Origin of the sequence: Achromobacter sp. PD1 (genome assembly GCF_048541815.1) — a bacterium.
GTDB lineage: Bacteria > Pseudomonadota > Gammaproteobacteria > Burkholderiales > Burkholderiaceae_B > Achromobacter > Achromobacter bronchisepticus_A.
Genome location: NZ_CP183349.1, coordinates 682,581 through 696,858, shown reverse-complemented (window position 1 = coordinate 696,858; position 14,278 = coordinate 682,581). Strand labels below are relative to the sequence as shown.

16 protein-coding genes are annotated in these 14,278 nt (G+C 66.2%); 5 read left to right on the top strand and 11 right to left on the bottom strand.

Going from position 1 to position 14,278, the window contains the following annotated elements:
* Positions 1–17: 17 nt before the first annotated feature.
* From ACM1PE_RS03205 to ACM1PE_RS03175, 7 genes are all read right to left on the bottom strand, one after another.
* Positions 18–770 carry an ABC transporter ATP-binding protein gene (locus tag ACM1PE_RS03205; RefSeq protein ID WP_054450551.1) on the bottom strand — a complete coding sequence of 251 codons (753 nt, stop codon included), beginning with the start codon at positions 768–770 and terminating at the stop codon, positions 18–20.
* Positions 770–2,605 (bottom strand): ABC transporter permease subunit, encoded by a 1,836-nt coding sequence (locus tag ACM1PE_RS03200; protein WP_059374892.1) that lies wholly within the window; start codon positions 2,603–2,605, stop codon positions 770–772. Before ACM1PE_RS03200 ends, ACM1PE_RS03205 begins: the two co-directional genes overlap by 1 nt.
* A gap of 5 nt (positions 2,606–2,610) precedes the next feature.
* Complete coding sequence (locus ACM1PE_RS03195) at positions 2,611–3,648, bottom strand: branched-chain amino acid ABC transporter permease (RefSeq protein WP_059374894.1); 1,038 nt, start codon at positions 3,646–3,648, stop codon at positions 2,611–2,613.
* A 151-nt stretch (positions 3,649–3,799) separates the two neighbouring features.
* Positions 3,800–4,963, bottom strand: coding sequence for an ABC transporter substrate-binding protein (locus ACM1PE_RS03190; RefSeq protein WP_059374895.1), 1,164 nt, complete (start codon positions 4,961–4,963; stop codon positions 3,800–3,802).
* A gap of 242 nt (positions 4,964–5,205) precedes the next feature.
* Positions 5,206–5,763: a biotin transporter BioY gene (locus ACM1PE_RS03185; RefSeq protein ID WP_059374897.1), complete on the bottom strand. Its 558-nt coding sequence runs from the start codon at positions 5,761–5,763 to the stop codon at positions 5,206–5,208.
* A 39-nt stretch (positions 5,764–5,802) separates the two neighbouring features.
* Positions 5,803–6,399, bottom strand: coding sequence for an energy-coupling factor transporter transmembrane component T family protein (locus ACM1PE_RS03180; RefSeq protein WP_059374900.1), 597 nt, complete (start codon positions 6,397–6,399; stop codon positions 5,803–5,805).
* Complete coding sequence (locus ACM1PE_RS03175) at positions 6,396–7,073, bottom strand: energy-coupling factor ABC transporter ATP-binding protein (RefSeq protein ID WP_118931864.1); 678 nt, start codon at positions 7,071–7,073, stop codon at positions 6,396–6,398. Before ACM1PE_RS03175 ends, ACM1PE_RS03180 begins: the two co-directional genes overlap by 4 nt.
* A gap of 52 nt (positions 7,074–7,125) precedes the next feature.
* On the opposite strand from ACM1PE_RS03175, the gene msrB reads away from it, so the two are divergent.
* The 4 genes from msrB to ACM1PE_RS03155 are packed head-to-tail and all read left to right on the top strand — an operon-like array spanning position 7,126 to position 9,222.
* Positions 7,126–7,524 (top strand): peptide-methionine (R)-S-oxide reductase MsrB, encoded by a 399-nt coding sequence (gene msrB, locus ACM1PE_RS03170; protein ID WP_118931865.1) that lies wholly within the window; start codon positions 7,126–7,128, stop codon positions 7,522–7,524.
* Positions 7,525–8,103 (top strand): septation protein A, encoded by a 579-nt coding sequence (locus tag ACM1PE_RS03165; protein ID WP_054450536.1) that lies wholly within the window; start codon positions 7,525–7,527, stop codon positions 8,101–8,103.
* A gap of 55 nt (positions 8,104–8,158) precedes the next feature.
* Complete coding sequence (locus tag ACM1PE_RS03160) at positions 8,159–8,428, top strand: BolA family protein (RefSeq protein ID WP_082400667.1); 270 nt, start codon at positions 8,159–8,161, stop codon at positions 8,426–8,428.
* A gap of 17 nt (positions 8,429–8,445) precedes the next feature.
* On the top strand, positions 8,446–9,222 hold the full coding sequence (locus tag ACM1PE_RS03155; RefSeq protein WP_054450534.1) for a peptidylprolyl isomerase: 777 nt from the start codon (positions 8,446–8,448) through the stop codon (positions 9,220–9,222).
* Positions 9,223–9,304: 82 nt separating this feature from the next.
* Here ACM1PE_RS03155 and ACM1PE_RS03150 read toward each other — a convergent pair whose 3' ends face one another.
* Genes ACM1PE_RS03150 through ACM1PE_RS03135 form a run of 4 tightly spaced genes read right to left on the bottom strand, consistent with a single transcriptional unit; the run spans position 9,305 to position 13,317 of the window.
* On the bottom strand, positions 9,305–10,294 hold the full coding sequence (locus ACM1PE_RS03150; RefSeq protein ID WP_419342542.1) for an alpha/beta fold hydrolase: 990 nt from the start codon (positions 10,292–10,294) through the stop codon (positions 9,305–9,307).
* A 9-nt stretch (positions 10,295–10,303) separates the two neighbouring features.
* Positions 10,304–11,149, bottom strand: coding sequence for a TauD/TfdA dioxygenase family protein (locus tag ACM1PE_RS03145; protein ID WP_419342541.1), 846 nt, complete (start codon positions 11,147–11,149; stop codon positions 10,304–10,306).
* A 17-nt stretch (positions 11,150–11,166) separates the two neighbouring features.
* On the bottom strand, positions 11,167–12,315 hold the full coding sequence (locus tag ACM1PE_RS03140) for a M24 family metallopeptidase (protein ID WP_419342540.1): 1,149 nt from the start codon (positions 12,313–12,315) through the stop codon (positions 11,167–11,169).
* Between the two features lie 21 nt (positions 12,316–12,336).
* Positions 12,337–13,317, bottom strand: a complete 981-nt coding sequence (locus tag ACM1PE_RS03135; protein ID WP_118931869.1) for a tripartite tricarboxylate transporter substrate binding protein — start codon at positions 13,315–13,317, stop codon at positions 12,337–12,339.
* A gap of 149 nt (positions 13,318–13,466) precedes the next feature.
* On the opposite strand from ACM1PE_RS03135, the gene ACM1PE_RS03130 reads away from it, so the two are divergent.
* Positions 13,467–14,261, top strand: coding sequence for an IclR family transcriptional regulator domain-containing protein (locus ACM1PE_RS03130; protein ID WP_082400663.1), 795 nt, complete (start codon positions 13,467–13,469; stop codon positions 14,259–14,261).
* The last annotated feature ends 17 nt before the right edge of the window (positions 14,262–14,278 follow it).

Here is a 14,278-nt window from a genome sequence, read left to right as displayed (position 1 = left end):
CATGCGCTCGGGACCGGTCAGCTTTGCTCGCCGCCCTTGCCCAGGCCCAGATAGCTTTCGATGACCTTGGGGTCGCCAGCCAGCTCGCGCGCCGGGCCGTGCAGGATGACTTCGCCGGTTTCCAGCACATAGCCGTAGTCGGCCACTTGCAGCGCTGCGCGCGCGTTCTGCTCCACCAGCAGGATCGCCACGCCGGTCTCGCGCAGGCGCGCGATGATGTGGAAGATCTCGCGCACGATGCGCGGCGCCAGGCCCAGGCTGGGCTCGTCGAGCATCAGCAGGTTGGGCTTGGCCATCAACGCGCGGCCGACGGCCAGCATCTGGCGTTCGCCGCCCGACAAGGTGCCGGCCTGCTGGGCGCGGCGTTCGCGCAACCGCGGGAACAGGTCGAACACTTCGTTCAGCGTATCGCGCCAGCCGCTTTCGCGGGCGCGGTAGCGGCGGAAGCCGCCCAGCAGCAGGTTGTCTTCCACCGACATGGTGCCGAACAGTTCGCGGCGCTCCGGCACCAGCGACATGCCGGCCGCGACGCGGCGCTCGACCTGCCAGCCCGATACGTCGGTGCCGGCGTACTGCACGGTGCCGGCCGCGTGGCCGGTCTGCGGCAACGAGCCCATCATGGCGTTCAGCATGGTGGATTTGCCGGCGCCGTTGGCGCCGATCACCGTGACGATGCTGCCGGCGGGCACTGTGAGCGAAGCGCCCACCAGCGCGCCCACCTTGCCGTAGCGGGCCGACAGGTTGCTGACTTCAAGTACGGGAGCGCTCATCACACGCCTCCTGCCGACACGGGCTTGGCCTGGTCCGCTTCGGGCAGGTCGTCATCGATGCCGCCCAGGTAGGCTTCCAGCACCGCCGGGTTCTTTTGCACGTCGGCCGGCACGCCTTCCGCCAGCTTGGTGCCGAAATCCATCACCACGAGGTGGTTGGTCAGACGCATCACAAAATCCATATCGTGTTCGACGAGCAGAATGCTCATGCCCTCGGCGCGCAACTGTTCCAGCACGCGCGCCAGGTCCTGCTTTTCCTTGTAGCGCAAGCCGGCGGCGGGTTCGTCCAGCAGCAGCAGCACCGGATCGGCGGCCAGGGCGCGCGCGATTTCCAGGATGCGTTGCTGGCCCAGCGCCAGGTTGCCGGCCTGCTCGTACAGGTACTCGCCCAGGCCGACGCGCTTGATCTGTTCGGCGGCCTCGTGCAGCAACTGCGCCTCGCGGGCGCGGTCCGAATGCAGGGCGCCGGCCAGCACGCCGACGTCGGAGCGCAGGTGCGCGCCCAGCGCCACGTTCTCCAGCACGGTCATGCCGGGCAGCAGTTGCACGTGCTGGAAGGTGCGGCCCACGCCCAGCTTGGCGATATCGCGCGCCGAACGGCTGTCGATGCGCTGGCCCATGAACGTGACCTTGCCGCGCGTCACCGGCAGCACGCCGCTGATCAGGTTGAAGGTCGTGCTCTTGCCGGCGCCGTTCGGGCCGATCAGGCCCATGATCTCGCCGGATGCAACCTTGAAGGAAATATCGTTGACGGCGACCAGCCCGCCGAATTCCTTGCGGATGGCGTCGACTTCGAGCACCACCTGGCCGGCTTGCGGACGCACGCGCGTCGGCAGGGCCGGCGCAGACGCGGGCGGCGCCAGATTGCGGCGCGAGCTATCGGCGCCGGTAATGCTGTCCCACCAGCCCGCCAGAATCGGCCACAGGCCGTTGCGAGCGTATTGCAGCATCAGGATCAGCAGCACGCCGAAGACGATCATCTCGAAGTTGGCGTTGGTATCCAGCAGCTTGGGCAGCAGGTTCTGCAACTGGTCCTTCAGCACCAGGATGACGCTGGAGCCCAGCAAGGCGCCCCAGACGTAGCCGGCGCCGCCGACCACCGCCATGAACAGGTACTCGATGCCGTAGTTGATGCCGAAGGGGCTGGGACTGACGGCGCGCTGCATGTGCGCGTAGAGCCAGCCGGACACGCAGGCCAGCAATGCCGCCCAGACGAAGATCACGACCTTGTAGGCGGCGGTGTTCACGCCCATCGATTCCGCCATGCCGGCGCCGCTCTTGAGGGCGCGGATGGCGCGGCCGGGACGCGAGTTCAGCAGGTTGCGGGTGGCCCACAACGCCAGCAGCACGAACACCCAGATCAGGTAATAGATGTGGCGGCCGCTGGCCAGGGACATGCCGAAGATGCTGATGGGCTCGATGCCGGCGATGCCGTCATGCTTGCCCAGCCAGTCGATGTTGCCGAACAGGAAGTACAGCGACAGCCCCCAGGCGATGGTGCCCAGCGGCAGGTAGTGGCCCGACAGGCGCAGAGTGATGGCGCCCAGCAGGTAGGCCACGACGGCCGTCAGGATCAGCCCGGCCGGCAGCGCCAGCCAGGGCGAGACATCGTATTGCGTGGTCAGGTAAGCGGTGGTGTAGGCGCCCAGGCCCACGAACGCCGCCTGGCCGAACGAGGTCAGGCCGCCCACGCCGGTCAAGAGCACCAGGCCCAGCACCACCAGGCTGGCCAGCCCGATGTAATTGAGTTGCGTCACCCAGAATTCGGGCGTGACCGACAGCATCGGCAGGCCCGCCAGGACGACGAGGAAGAGGACGAGCAAAATGCGGTTCATGACGTTTATTCCTCTTCGTCCACGTGATGGGTGCTGAACGAACGCCAGACCAGAACCGGGATAATCAAGGTGAAGACAATCACTTCCTTGTAGGCGCTGGCCCAGAAGGACGAGAAGGATTCCAGCACGCCCACCAGCAGCGAGCCCGCGGCCGCCACGGGGTAGCTGGCCAGCCCGCCGATGATGGCGCCGACGAAGCCCTTCAGGCCGATCAGGAAGCCGGTGTCGTAGTACACGGTGGTGATGGGCGCGATCAGCATGCCGGACATGGCGCCGATGGCGACCGCCAGCGTGAAGGTCAGGCTGCCGGACATCGTGGTGCTGATGCCGACCAGACGGGCGCCGCGGCGATTGACGGCCGTGGCGCGCAGCGCGCGGCCATACAGCGTCTTGCCGAAGAACAGCCACAGGCCGATGATCAGGATGGCGCAGGTTGCCACCACGAACAGGCTTTGCGCCGACCAGGTCATGAAGCCCAGGTCGACTTGCCCGCTGACGAAGGCCGGGGTGCGCCAGCCTTCGGCGCCGAAGAACACCAGCGCCAGGCCGGTGAGCGCGAAGTGCACGGCCACGGAAACGATCAGCAGCACCAGCACGGTGGCTTCGGCCAGCGGCTGGTAAACGATGCGGTAGACCATCGGACCCATCGGAATCACCAGCAGCAGCGTCAGCAGCATGTTCAGCCACAGCGAATTGCCGGGTGCGGTGTAGGTCACGGTCAGCCAGAGCAGCGCCAGCGGCAGAACCACACAGGTGGCGATGGCCTTGGGCAAGGCGGCTGCGCTGCGGGTGCGCAGCGCGCGCAGCAGCTCGAGCGCCAGGCAGACGACGCCCAGCAGCGGCAGGAGATAGGCGGTGCCCGGCACTTTGCCGTCCACCAGCATGGCCAGGGTCAGGGCACCGAACGCCACGAACTCGCCCTGGGGAATGAAAATGACGCGCGTAACGGCGAATACCAGCACCAGAGCCATGCCCAGGAGGGCATAGATGGCGCCGTTGACGACACCGTCTTGCAGCAGGATCAGCGCAATTGAGGAATCCATCTAACAACCTTATTTATTCTGGTGTTCCGGCCGCACCCGGGACACTGATACGACACACCGGCCGGAAAGGCCGGTGCGAAGCATTGCAGGGGTGCCGCGCGGCGGGCGCCGCCGCGCTGTGCGCACCCTTGGATCGGGCGATCCAGGAGGATTACAGGCCGGGCTGGTAGACCCACTTGCCGCCTTCGACCTTGACGATGACGCGCGAACGCTCGTCAAAGCCGGCGTGGTCGGTCGGCGACATGTTGAACACGCCTTGCGAGGCGGCCAGGTCCTTCACACCTTCCAGCGCGTCGCGCATGGCAGCGCGGAACTCCGGCGTGCCGGGCTTGGCGCCCGACTTCAGCGCCACGGGCAGCGCCGCCACGACCAGCTGGCCGGCGTCCCACATATGGCCGCCGAACGTGTTGGTCGAACCGGCGCCGTTGGCCTTTTCGTAGGCGTCCACATAGGCCAGGGCCGACTTCTTGACCGGGTTGCTGTCCGGCAGCTGGGCCGCGACCAGCAGCGGGCCGGCCGGCAGCAGCATGCCGTCGCAGTCCTTGCCGCACACGCGCAGCACGTCGTTGTTGGCGGCGCCGTGGGTCTGGTAGATGGTGCCGCCGTAGTTGCGGGCCTTCAGTTCCTTTTGCGGCAGGGCCGACGGGGTGCCGGCGCCGGCGATCAGGATGGCGTCGGGCTTGGCGCCGACCAGTTTGAGCACCTGGCCCGTCACGCTGGTATCGGTGCGGCTGTATTTTTCGATGGCGACGATCTCGATGCCCTTGGCCTTGGCGGCCTTCTGCATCACGTCCAGCCAGCCGTCGCCGTAGGCGTCGGCAAAGCCGATGAAGCCCAGGGTCTTGACCTTGGACTTGGCCATGGCGTCAGCCAGGGCGCCGGCCATCAGGGCGTCGTTCTGCGGGGTCTTGAAGACCCAGCGGCGCTTGTCGTCCACGGGTTCGACGATCTTGGCGCTGGCGGCCACGCTGATCATCGGCACTTTGGCTTCGGCGGCCACGTCGACCATGGCGAGCGAGCCCGGCGTGACCGAGGTGCCGATGAGCACGTCGACCTTGTCGTCCGAGGCCAGCTTGCGCGAGTTCTTGACGGCTTGCGTCGTGTCGGTGGCGTCGTCCAGGACGATCCATTCGATCTTCTGGCCAGCCACTTCCTTGGGCAGGAGGGCCACGGTGTTGCGCTCGGGGATACCCAGCGACGCGGCCGGGCCGGTGCTGGACACGGTCACGCCAACCTTGACCTGGGCGTTCGCCAGTAGCGGCAGGGCCAGGGCAATGGCGGCAGCCGCCGCGGACAAGCCGAAGTGCTTGCGCATATTTTTGTCTCCTGTGGTGGCTCTTGTGCGCCTCGGTCGAGGCAGGGCGAGCCTAGTTAAAGTTATACAGAAAAAAATATTATAGGGTTAAAACAGTATCAGATGACGATGCGCAACTCCGGTAATTCCCTGATGTGCTACGAAAAACGCATTTCAGCAAACGCATTCGTTAATGGCGAACTTGTACTAGAAAAGATTGGCGGCCGTCAGTTGGGGGATTCCCTTGGACTGCGGCGCGCCTATCAACGCCCCAGCATCGGCCACACGCGCTCCACCCGCGACGCCACCCAGGCGGCCACCACCGCCTTGGCCAGATCACCGGGCAGGAACACCGCCACCGCCATCGCGGCCTTGGCCAAACCCATTTTTGTCACGACGGCCAGCCAGGGCACGCCGCAGGCGTAGACCACCGCGATGCCGCCCACCACGCATGCCGCCACGTAGCCAGCGAACTTTGCCCAGCCGCCCGCGGCGCGGCCGGCGAGGCCGCGCGCCAGCCAGCCCGTCACGAAAGCGCCCGCCACCAGGCCCACGAGAAAGCCGCCAGTAGGCCCGAAAAAGGCGCCCAGCCCGCCCCGGCCGCCCGGCAGCACGGGCAGCCCGACTGCCGCCAGCGCCAGGTAAAGCAAGCAGGCCAGCGCGCCGCGGACGGGTCCGAGCATTGCGCCCGCCAGCATGGCGCCCAAGGTTTGCAGCGTTACCGGTACCGGTATGGCGGGCAGCGGAATCGGCGGGATCAGGCTCAGGACGACGATCAGCGCCGCGAACAGCGCAATCAGCACGGTATTACTGGATTTCACGGCTTTCCCCTTTGGGAGATGGAACTGGGCGCGCGGGCCTCAGTGGCTGCGCGCGTCTATCGCTTCGGATACTTCCTGTGCCCTTTTCAGCGTCAGCACGATCAAGGGCACGATCAGCGCGACCGGATTGGCGCCCAGGCCGCGGGCCGCCTGCGCTTCGCGGATTTCCTGGAAGTTGCGCCAGATCTCGGGCACGAAACGCAGGGCCAGCGCCAACGCCAGCGCAACCTTGCCGGCATCGACCAGCCTCAGGCGTTCAAGCGGCATCAATGCCCTTTCGCAGACGGCAATCAGATCGGATGTGCGCGTGGCCAGCGTGACGGCCAGGGCCAGCCCCACCATCGCGCCCACGCGCAGCAGAACGGCCAGCGCCTCCAGGCCGCCCTGGAACCAGGCCGTGAACAAGCCCACGGCCAGCAGCACCCAGGCCAAGCCCTTGACCTGCCGCCAGACGGTAGCCGCGGCCACGCCCGTGGACCAGACCAGCGCGGCGGCGGCCAGGAAGGCCGGCGCCAGCCAGCGCGGGTCGCGCAGCAGGAACAGGCCCGCGCCCGCCGCCATCAGCGCCAGCAGCTTCAACCAGGCGGGCAGGCGGTGCAGAAAGGTATCGCCCGCGACATACAGCGGCTCCATCATGCGCAGTGCTCCCGGTACCAGCGCAGCGCGGCGGCCGGCTGGTCGTCGGCCGCGATGTTGCCGTCGCGCACCACCACCACCCGGTCGAAATCCTCCAGCAGCTCCAGGTCGTGGCTGACGACGATGGCGTCGTGGGGCAAGCCCGCGATGGCGTCGCGCACGCGATTGCGATTGCGCAGGTCCAGCTGGGTCGTGGGTTCGTCAAACACGATCAGCGCCGGCTCCATCACCAGCACAGCCGCCAGCGCCACCAGTTGGCGTTCGCCGCCGGACAGCGTGTGGCTGGTCCGGTCCGCCAGGTGACCGACGCCCAGGCGGCCCAACTGCGCATCGATGCGGGCTTCGCGTTGCTGGCGGTCCGGGGACAGGTGCTTCAGGCCGAACGCCAGGTCCTCGCGGACGATGGGGAAAACAATCTGGTTTTCAGGGTTCTGGAACACGAAGCCGACCTGGCGGCGCACGGCCTTCAGGTCGCGCCGCGTGTCCAGTCCGCCCACCCGCACATTACCGGCAGAGGGCAGGACCAGCCCGTTGATCAGGCGCGCCAGCGTGCTCTTGCCGGCGCCATTGGGGCCGACGATGCCGATGCGTCGTTCGGCCAGCGTCAGGCTCACCCCATTCAGCACTTGCGCCTGGGGCGTGGAAACAACCGCCTGGTCAAACTCGATTAACATGGGGCGGGATTATGCCCGAACCATTTCGGGCATCGGGACTCCAAGAGCTCATATGGACAAAGTACGAAAATCCGACGCCGAATGGCGGGCCCAGCTTTCCCCCGAAGAATACGTCGTCACCCGTGAAAAGGGTACCGAACGGGCATTCACCGGGCGTTACTGGAATACGTTCTCTCATGGCATCTACCGTTGCGTGGGCTGTGGCACGGCGCTGTTCGCTTCCGACACCAAATTCGACGCCGGCTGCGGCTGGCCCAGCTACTTCCAGCCGCTGGATCCCGAACTGGTGCGCGAGGAGCGCGACACCACCCACGGCATGGTCCGCACCGAAGTGCTGTGCAACGTCTGCGATTCGCATCTGGGACACGTCTTCCCCGACGGCCCCGAGCCCACCGGACTGCGCTACTGCATCAATTCCCTGTCGATGACGTTTGAACCCATAGAAGACTGAATGAAGAAGTTCCTGTTCGACCTGTTTCCGCTGTTCCTTTTCTTCATTGCGTATCGGTACACGGACATTTTCATCGCCACCGGCGTCGCCATGGCGGCTGCCGTGCTGCAGATCGTCTGGCTGAAGGCCACGGGCCGCGCCACCGAGGCCATGCACTGGATCAACCTGACCGTCATCCTGGTATTCGGCGGAGCCACGATCTGGCTGCACAGCGATGTCTTCATCAAATGGAAGCCCACGGTGCTGTACTGGCTGTTCGGCGGCGCGCTGGTCTTTGCGCGCCTGCTCTTCGGCCGCAACCTGATCCGCCGCCTGATGGAAAAGCAGATCCAGCTGCCCGACGCCGCCTGGGAACGGCTGAACCTGGTCTGGGCCGGCTTCTTCCTGATCGCAGGCGCGCTCAACCTGTATGTGGCGTTTTCCGGCCACTTCACCGAATCGCAGTGGGTCAGCTTCAAGGCCTTCGGCCTGATGGGCCTGATGGTGGTCTTCGTGATCGGCCAGTCGATCTGGCTGGGCAAGCACATCCAGACGGAGGAACAGGCCCCCTCCTCCGACACCCCGCCCCGCCAGCCCTGATCCCCTCCGAATCCCTGGCCGGCGCGCGTAGCGCCGGAACCAAACCTCACTCCCCATGTCAGACACCACCGACCGCATTTCCCTGATCCGGGAGCGGCTAGCCGCCCTGGAACCCGTCAGCCTCGACATTCTGGACGACTCGCATTTGCATGCCGGCCACGAAGGCAGTAAAAACGGCGCCGGCCACTATCGCGTGATCATCGTAGCGCCTTGCTTCGCGGGGCTCTCGCCCGTTGCGCGGCATAGGCTGGTGTATCATCATTTGCAAGATTTGATCCCTTATCCGATTCATGCGCTTGCGCTAGATGCCCAGGCTCCCAAATAGAAAGTAAAAGGATATTCATGAAACGCATCGTCATGCTGGCTGCGGCCTGCGTCATCGCCGTGCCGGCTTTCGCTCAGAACGTGGCTACCGTCAACGGCAAGGCCATCTCGCAGAAGAGCCTGGATCAATTCGTCAAGCTGCTGGTCAGCCAGGGCGCCACCGATTCGCCGCAACTGCGCGAACAGGTCAAGCAGGAAATGATCAACCGCCAGATCTTCGTGCAAGCCGCCGAATCCAGCGGCATCGCCAAGCAGGCCGACGTCCAGACCGAAGTCGAACTGGCCCGCCAAGGCATCCTGGTCCGCGCCCTGATGGCCGACTACCTGGCCAAGCACCCGGTGTCCGACGCCAAGGTCACGGCCGAATACGAGAAGATCAAGAAGGAACAGGCCGGCAAGATGGAATACAAGGTCCGCCACATCCTCGTCGAAGACGAGAAGACGGCGAACGACCTGCTGGCCCAGATCAAGAGCAACAAGAGCAAGTTCAACGACCTGGCCAAGAAGAACTCCAAGGACCCCGGCAGCGCCGACAAGGGCGGCGACCTGGGTTGGGCTCCCCCGACCAACTACGTCCAGCCGTTCGCGCAAGCCGTGACGCAGCTGAAGAAGGGCGAAATGGTCGACAAGCCGGTGCAGACCCAGTACGGCTGGCACATCATCGTCGTCGACGACACCCGTCCGGTGGAGTTCCCGCCGCTCGACCAGGTGCGTCCGCAGCTGGAAGAAATGCTGCGCCAGCAAACCCTGGCCGACTACCAGAAGGAACTGCGCGAAAAGGCCAAGATCCAGTAAGCCTTGCCGCACAGATGAAAAATGCCCGCGCAAGCGGGCATTTTTTTCGCCTGGCTGTTTCGGCGCCGGGTTGGCTCCCCCGTTAAGCCAGCGCCTGCCGCAAATGGGCGTCCCAGAGAGGGCCTTCCAGCAGCGGCGACAGATGGCCGTAGCGCCCGGCCACGCTGGTCTGGACAATATGGGCGGGATACGCGATCCGCGCGCCCACGCCTGGATCGTCGGGCGCAAAGAGCTCGTCCGATACGCAGCGCAGCCAACGCACGGGCGTGGCGGCTTCCAGCAGCGCGCCGCGCGCATCGTAGCGGCAGGCGGACGTCCTGAGCAGCGCCATGGACCACGGTGAAAAGCGCGCCGCCCAGGCCTGGGCCTCGGCCCGCAAACGCTGCTCCGCGTCGGGTTCGCCCGCGTCGGCCAGCCATAGCGCGTAGCCATAGCGGCGCAAGGTTGCGCAGCGCGATTCGACCCATTCGTTCCAGGCATCCGCATCGCCCGCATCGAGGGCGGCGGCGATGCGGCGCAGGCGCTGCGCGTCCTCCATGGTGCCGCCGCCGCGCGGCGCCGAAGCCAGCGCCACCACCCGCCCGATGGGCAGCGGCGCGGCCACGGCCCACTGGAAGGCTTGGTAGCCGCCGTAGGAATACCCCACCACCGCATCCAGGCGCTCGACGCCTATCGCGCGCAGCCATTCCCCCTGCAGGCGCACGCCATCGGCAATCGAAACGTCAGGAAATGCGCTGGCTTGGGCCCCGATCGGCGCGCTGCTGCCGAAACTCGAACCCAACGCGTTCGGTGCCAGCACGCAGGTATCGCGCGTATCCAGCGCCGCCCCCGGCCCCAGCCAGGGACTGGCCCAGCCCGCATCGGGATGGACTGCCCCCTCGGCCGGCCGCAAGGCCTGGTGGCTGCCGGATATGCCATGCAGCAGCAACACCACGGCGCGCGCCCGGTGCGGCGGCGGACCGTAGCGGGCCCAGGCCAGCCGGACCGGCGCCAGCGTCCCGCCGCCGTCCAATGGCAAGGCCTGCAACTGCGTCACCTCGGCGGCGCGATCCGTGGACTGATGGACGGACATCGGCGGCCCCTAGACCGGACGCTCGCCCATGACCGTGGTGCGATAGATCGTGCGCCGCATGCTGGCTGGCAATTCGCGGGTGGTGGCCTTGTGCATCACGCAGCGGTTGTCCCACATGACCACGTCGCCCGGCTCCCATTGCAGCGCGTACTGGTACTGCTCCTGCGTGCAATGCGCGAACAGGCGATCCAGCAATTCCTGGCTGTCCGCCTCGCCCCAGCCGGACACCTCTGCGGTCATGCCGGGATGCACGTACAGCGCCTTGCGGCCCGTCTCGGGATGGGTGCGCACGATGGGATGTTCGACGTCAGGCGTGCCGGCCAGTTGGCTGGCATCCATCTTCACCTGGGTGCCCTCGTCGGCCCTGGTGTTCTTGCGCCGGTAGCGGTGCACCGCCCGAAGGCCAGCCAACTGGCTTTGCACGGCGCTGTCCAGTTCCTCGTAGGCCCGGTACATGTTGACGAACAAGGTGTTGCCGCCTTCCGGCGGAATCAGCTGCGCATTCAGGATGGTGGCCTTGGCGGGACATTCACGGAAGGCGAAATCCGAATGCCAGTACGAACCGCCGTCGGCAATGCCCGCCGGCACGCCGTTCTTGACCTCGTTGGACAGCACGAATATCTCGGGATACTCGGGATGGTTGTACTGGGCCAGCACGTGGATATCCAGCTCGCCCAGGCGGCGGCTGAAGCGCAGTTGGCCCTCGGGCGACAGCCGCTGGTTCTTGAAGACCAGCAGTTGGTGGCGCAGGAATAGCGCATTCACGTCCGCGAAGGCGGCGTCGTCCAGGGTTTCCAGATCCACGCCTTGGACGGCCGCGCCAATCAGCGGGCTCAGGGGTATCGCTTTCATCATCAGGCTCCGGCAGAGGTTCAGGGAAGACGGTGCACGCGGGCCTCGGTGCGCACCAGCGGCTCGGCGCCGTGCTCCCCGATCAGCACCGGATACTCCAGCCGCATGCCGCCCACGCCCGGGCGGTACAGGTGCGTGCCCAACGCCACCACCATGCCGGGCGTCACGACGTCGCGGCTGCGCAGGTTGATGAAGGGGCGAGTGCGCGCGCAGGTGCCCAGTCCATGGCCGAACAGAGGCAGGCCGAACTCGCTCAGGCCGTGCTTTTCGAACACGGCGATGCCGCGGCTGGCGCACTCCGCTATCGGCCGGCCCGGCGTCAACGACGCCAGCATGGTCTGCACGGTCTCTTCCCAGCAATCGATCAGCTTGCTCTGGGCCGGGTCGGGCTTGCCCAGGAACACGGGCAAAGCCGTATCCGCCATGTAGAGGTCCAGCAAGGGGTGCAGGTCCAGGATCACGAACTCGTTCGGCTGGATAGCGCGGTCGGTGGCCTGCTGGGTGACGCCGCGCAGGAATCCCGTGCGTTCGCCCGCCCCGACTTCGGTGCCGCCCGTCACGGCCCAGGACCAGGTGCTGCCCCGCTGCCGGATCGCACGCTCGATTTCGCCGGCGATCTCGTTCTCGGTCGCTCCGACCCGCACTGCGTTCATGCCCTGTTCGAAACCGTAATCCGAGACCTCTGCCGCATGGCGCAGGCGCTCGATCTCGGCGGCGTCCTTGATCAGCATGACGTCGTCGATCACGTCCACCCCGTTCGCGAAACGGATGTCGGGCAGATGGCTGGTGAGGTCGAAGTACTCGGCCGCGGTCAGCATGCCTGGCGCCACCTGCGCCGCCCCGGGGTGCGACAGGTCCAACGCCACCTTGCCCCGCGTCAGCCCGTGGTGCTCCAGGCGCTGGCGTATCAGTTGCGGAAAATCGGAAAACTCGAACTCGTACATCTCCATTTCATGGCCTTCCACCCGCACCCGCGAGGCGTCCATGGCCCAGTAGATGAATTCGCAATGCCCGTCCGCGGTGACCAGCACGGCGCCGCGCCACGGCATGAATGCGCCGCTCAGGTAGTGCAGCGCGCCCTGGCGGGTACCCAGGTAGGCGTCAAAGCCGAGTTCGCGCGCGTGTCGGGCGACGCGCTTGCGGCGGGCCTGAAAATCGATGGACTGCATGTGTCTCTCCTCCTTGGGAATTCAGGAAACGGATGCGCCGGAGGCCTTGACGACCGGCGCCCATTTCTCGGTTTCATCCGCTGTGAAGCGGGCAAAGTCGTCGGGCTTGCTGGCCACCGGATCCGCGGCCTGGGAAACAAGTTGCTCGCGCACCCGGGGATCGGCCAGCGCCCGGGCGATTTCCTGCTGCAGGCGTTCGACGATGGGACGCGGCGTGCCGGCGGGCGCGAATACGCCGATCCAGGACGTCATGGCATAGCCCGGCAGGGTTTCGGCCACGGTCGGGATGTCGGGCGCGGCCGGGGAGCGCTCCGGCCCGGTCACGGCGATCGCGCGCAGCTTGCCGGACTTGATCAGGGGCTGGGCGATGACCAGGCTGTCGAAGGCCAGGTCGGCCTGTCCGCCGATCACGTCCGTGAGCGCGGGCAGGCTGCCCTTGTAGGGAATGTGCTGCATCTGCACGCCGGCCATCTCGTTGAACAGCTCGCCCGACATGTGCATGGACGTGCCGCTGCCGCCCGAGGCGCGGTTGAGCTTGCCGGGATTGGCCTTGGCATAGGCGATGAGGTCCGCCACCGAGTGGATCGGCAGCTTGGGGTTGACCACCACCACCAGCGGATACGACACGACCTGCGTTACCGCCGTGAAGTCCTTCAGCGGCTGGAACGGCATGGACTTGTAGAGGGTCTGGTTGATGGCGTTGGTGCCTATCGTGCCCATCAGGATCGTGTAGCCGTCCGGGGCCGACTTGGCCACGGCGTCCGCCCCGATGTTGCCGCCCGCCCCGGGCTTGGCCTCGACGATGACCGATACGCCCATGCTCTGCGTCATGCGTTCGGCCAGCAGCCGGGTGACGATTTCAGTGGGCCCGCCGGCCGCGGCGGGTACGACGAAGCGGATAGGTTTGCTGGGATAGGCCTCGGCCGCGCTGGCGGCGGAACTGGCCGCCACACCCGCCGCCAGGGCGCATGCGCCCAAGGCGCGCAATAGTCTCCTGCACATGGCATGTCTCCGTTATTGCGGGACGTACCGGGCGGGTGCCCTGGCCGACCCATCTAATTAACGAACAATTGTTCGCTAATTGGCATTTTATGGAGATTGGCGCGGATGTCAAACTACAATCGAGCCTCCAAAGACAAGACTGCCGACACATGGACACGACATTGCCGGAACCGAAAGAAAGGAAAGAGGAATTTCTCGACAGCCTGGCCAACGGCCTGCAACTGCTGCAGATCTACGCCACCGGCGTGGCCAGCGTGACCGTGCAGGAAGCCGCGGAACAACTGGACGTGACCCGCGCGGCGTCGCGGCGCATTTTGCTGACGCTGGAAAAACTGGGCTATGTGCGGCAGGACGGCAGGAATTTCTCGCCCACGCCCAAGGTCATGGACCTGGGCTATGCGTATTTCGCTTCGCTGAGCCTGCCCAAGCTGACCCGCGCGACCATGCGCGAAGTCGCGCAGACCGTGGGGGAAACCTGCTCGCTGGGCGTGCTGGACCGGCAACATGTCGTATTCCTGGCGCGCGAGGAAGGCCCCAAGCTGCTCAAGCTGGACCTGTCGGTGGGCAGCCGCCTGCCCGCCTACGCCCATTCCCTGGGCCGCACGCTGCTATCGACCCTGGATGACGAGGCGCTCGACGCCTATCTGGAAAGCGCGGACCTGAAGCGCCTGACGCCCTACACGACTGTGTCGCGCAGCGCCCTGCGCAAGCTGATCCGGCAGGTGCGCCAGGACGGCTACTGCATTTCGGTCAGCGAATTGGTGGATGGTTTCGCGGGCGTGGCCGTGCCGCTGTACAACCATGAAGGCCGCGCGGTGGCAGGCCTGAGCGTCAGCATGGTGCTGGGCTCCCGCCAGCCCGACGAATTGAAGCAACAGCATCTGCCGGCCTTGCAGCGCGCGGCCGCCGCCATCCGCGACATGATGCCGCGCAGCACCATCTGATTCGGTGCCTGGCCGGG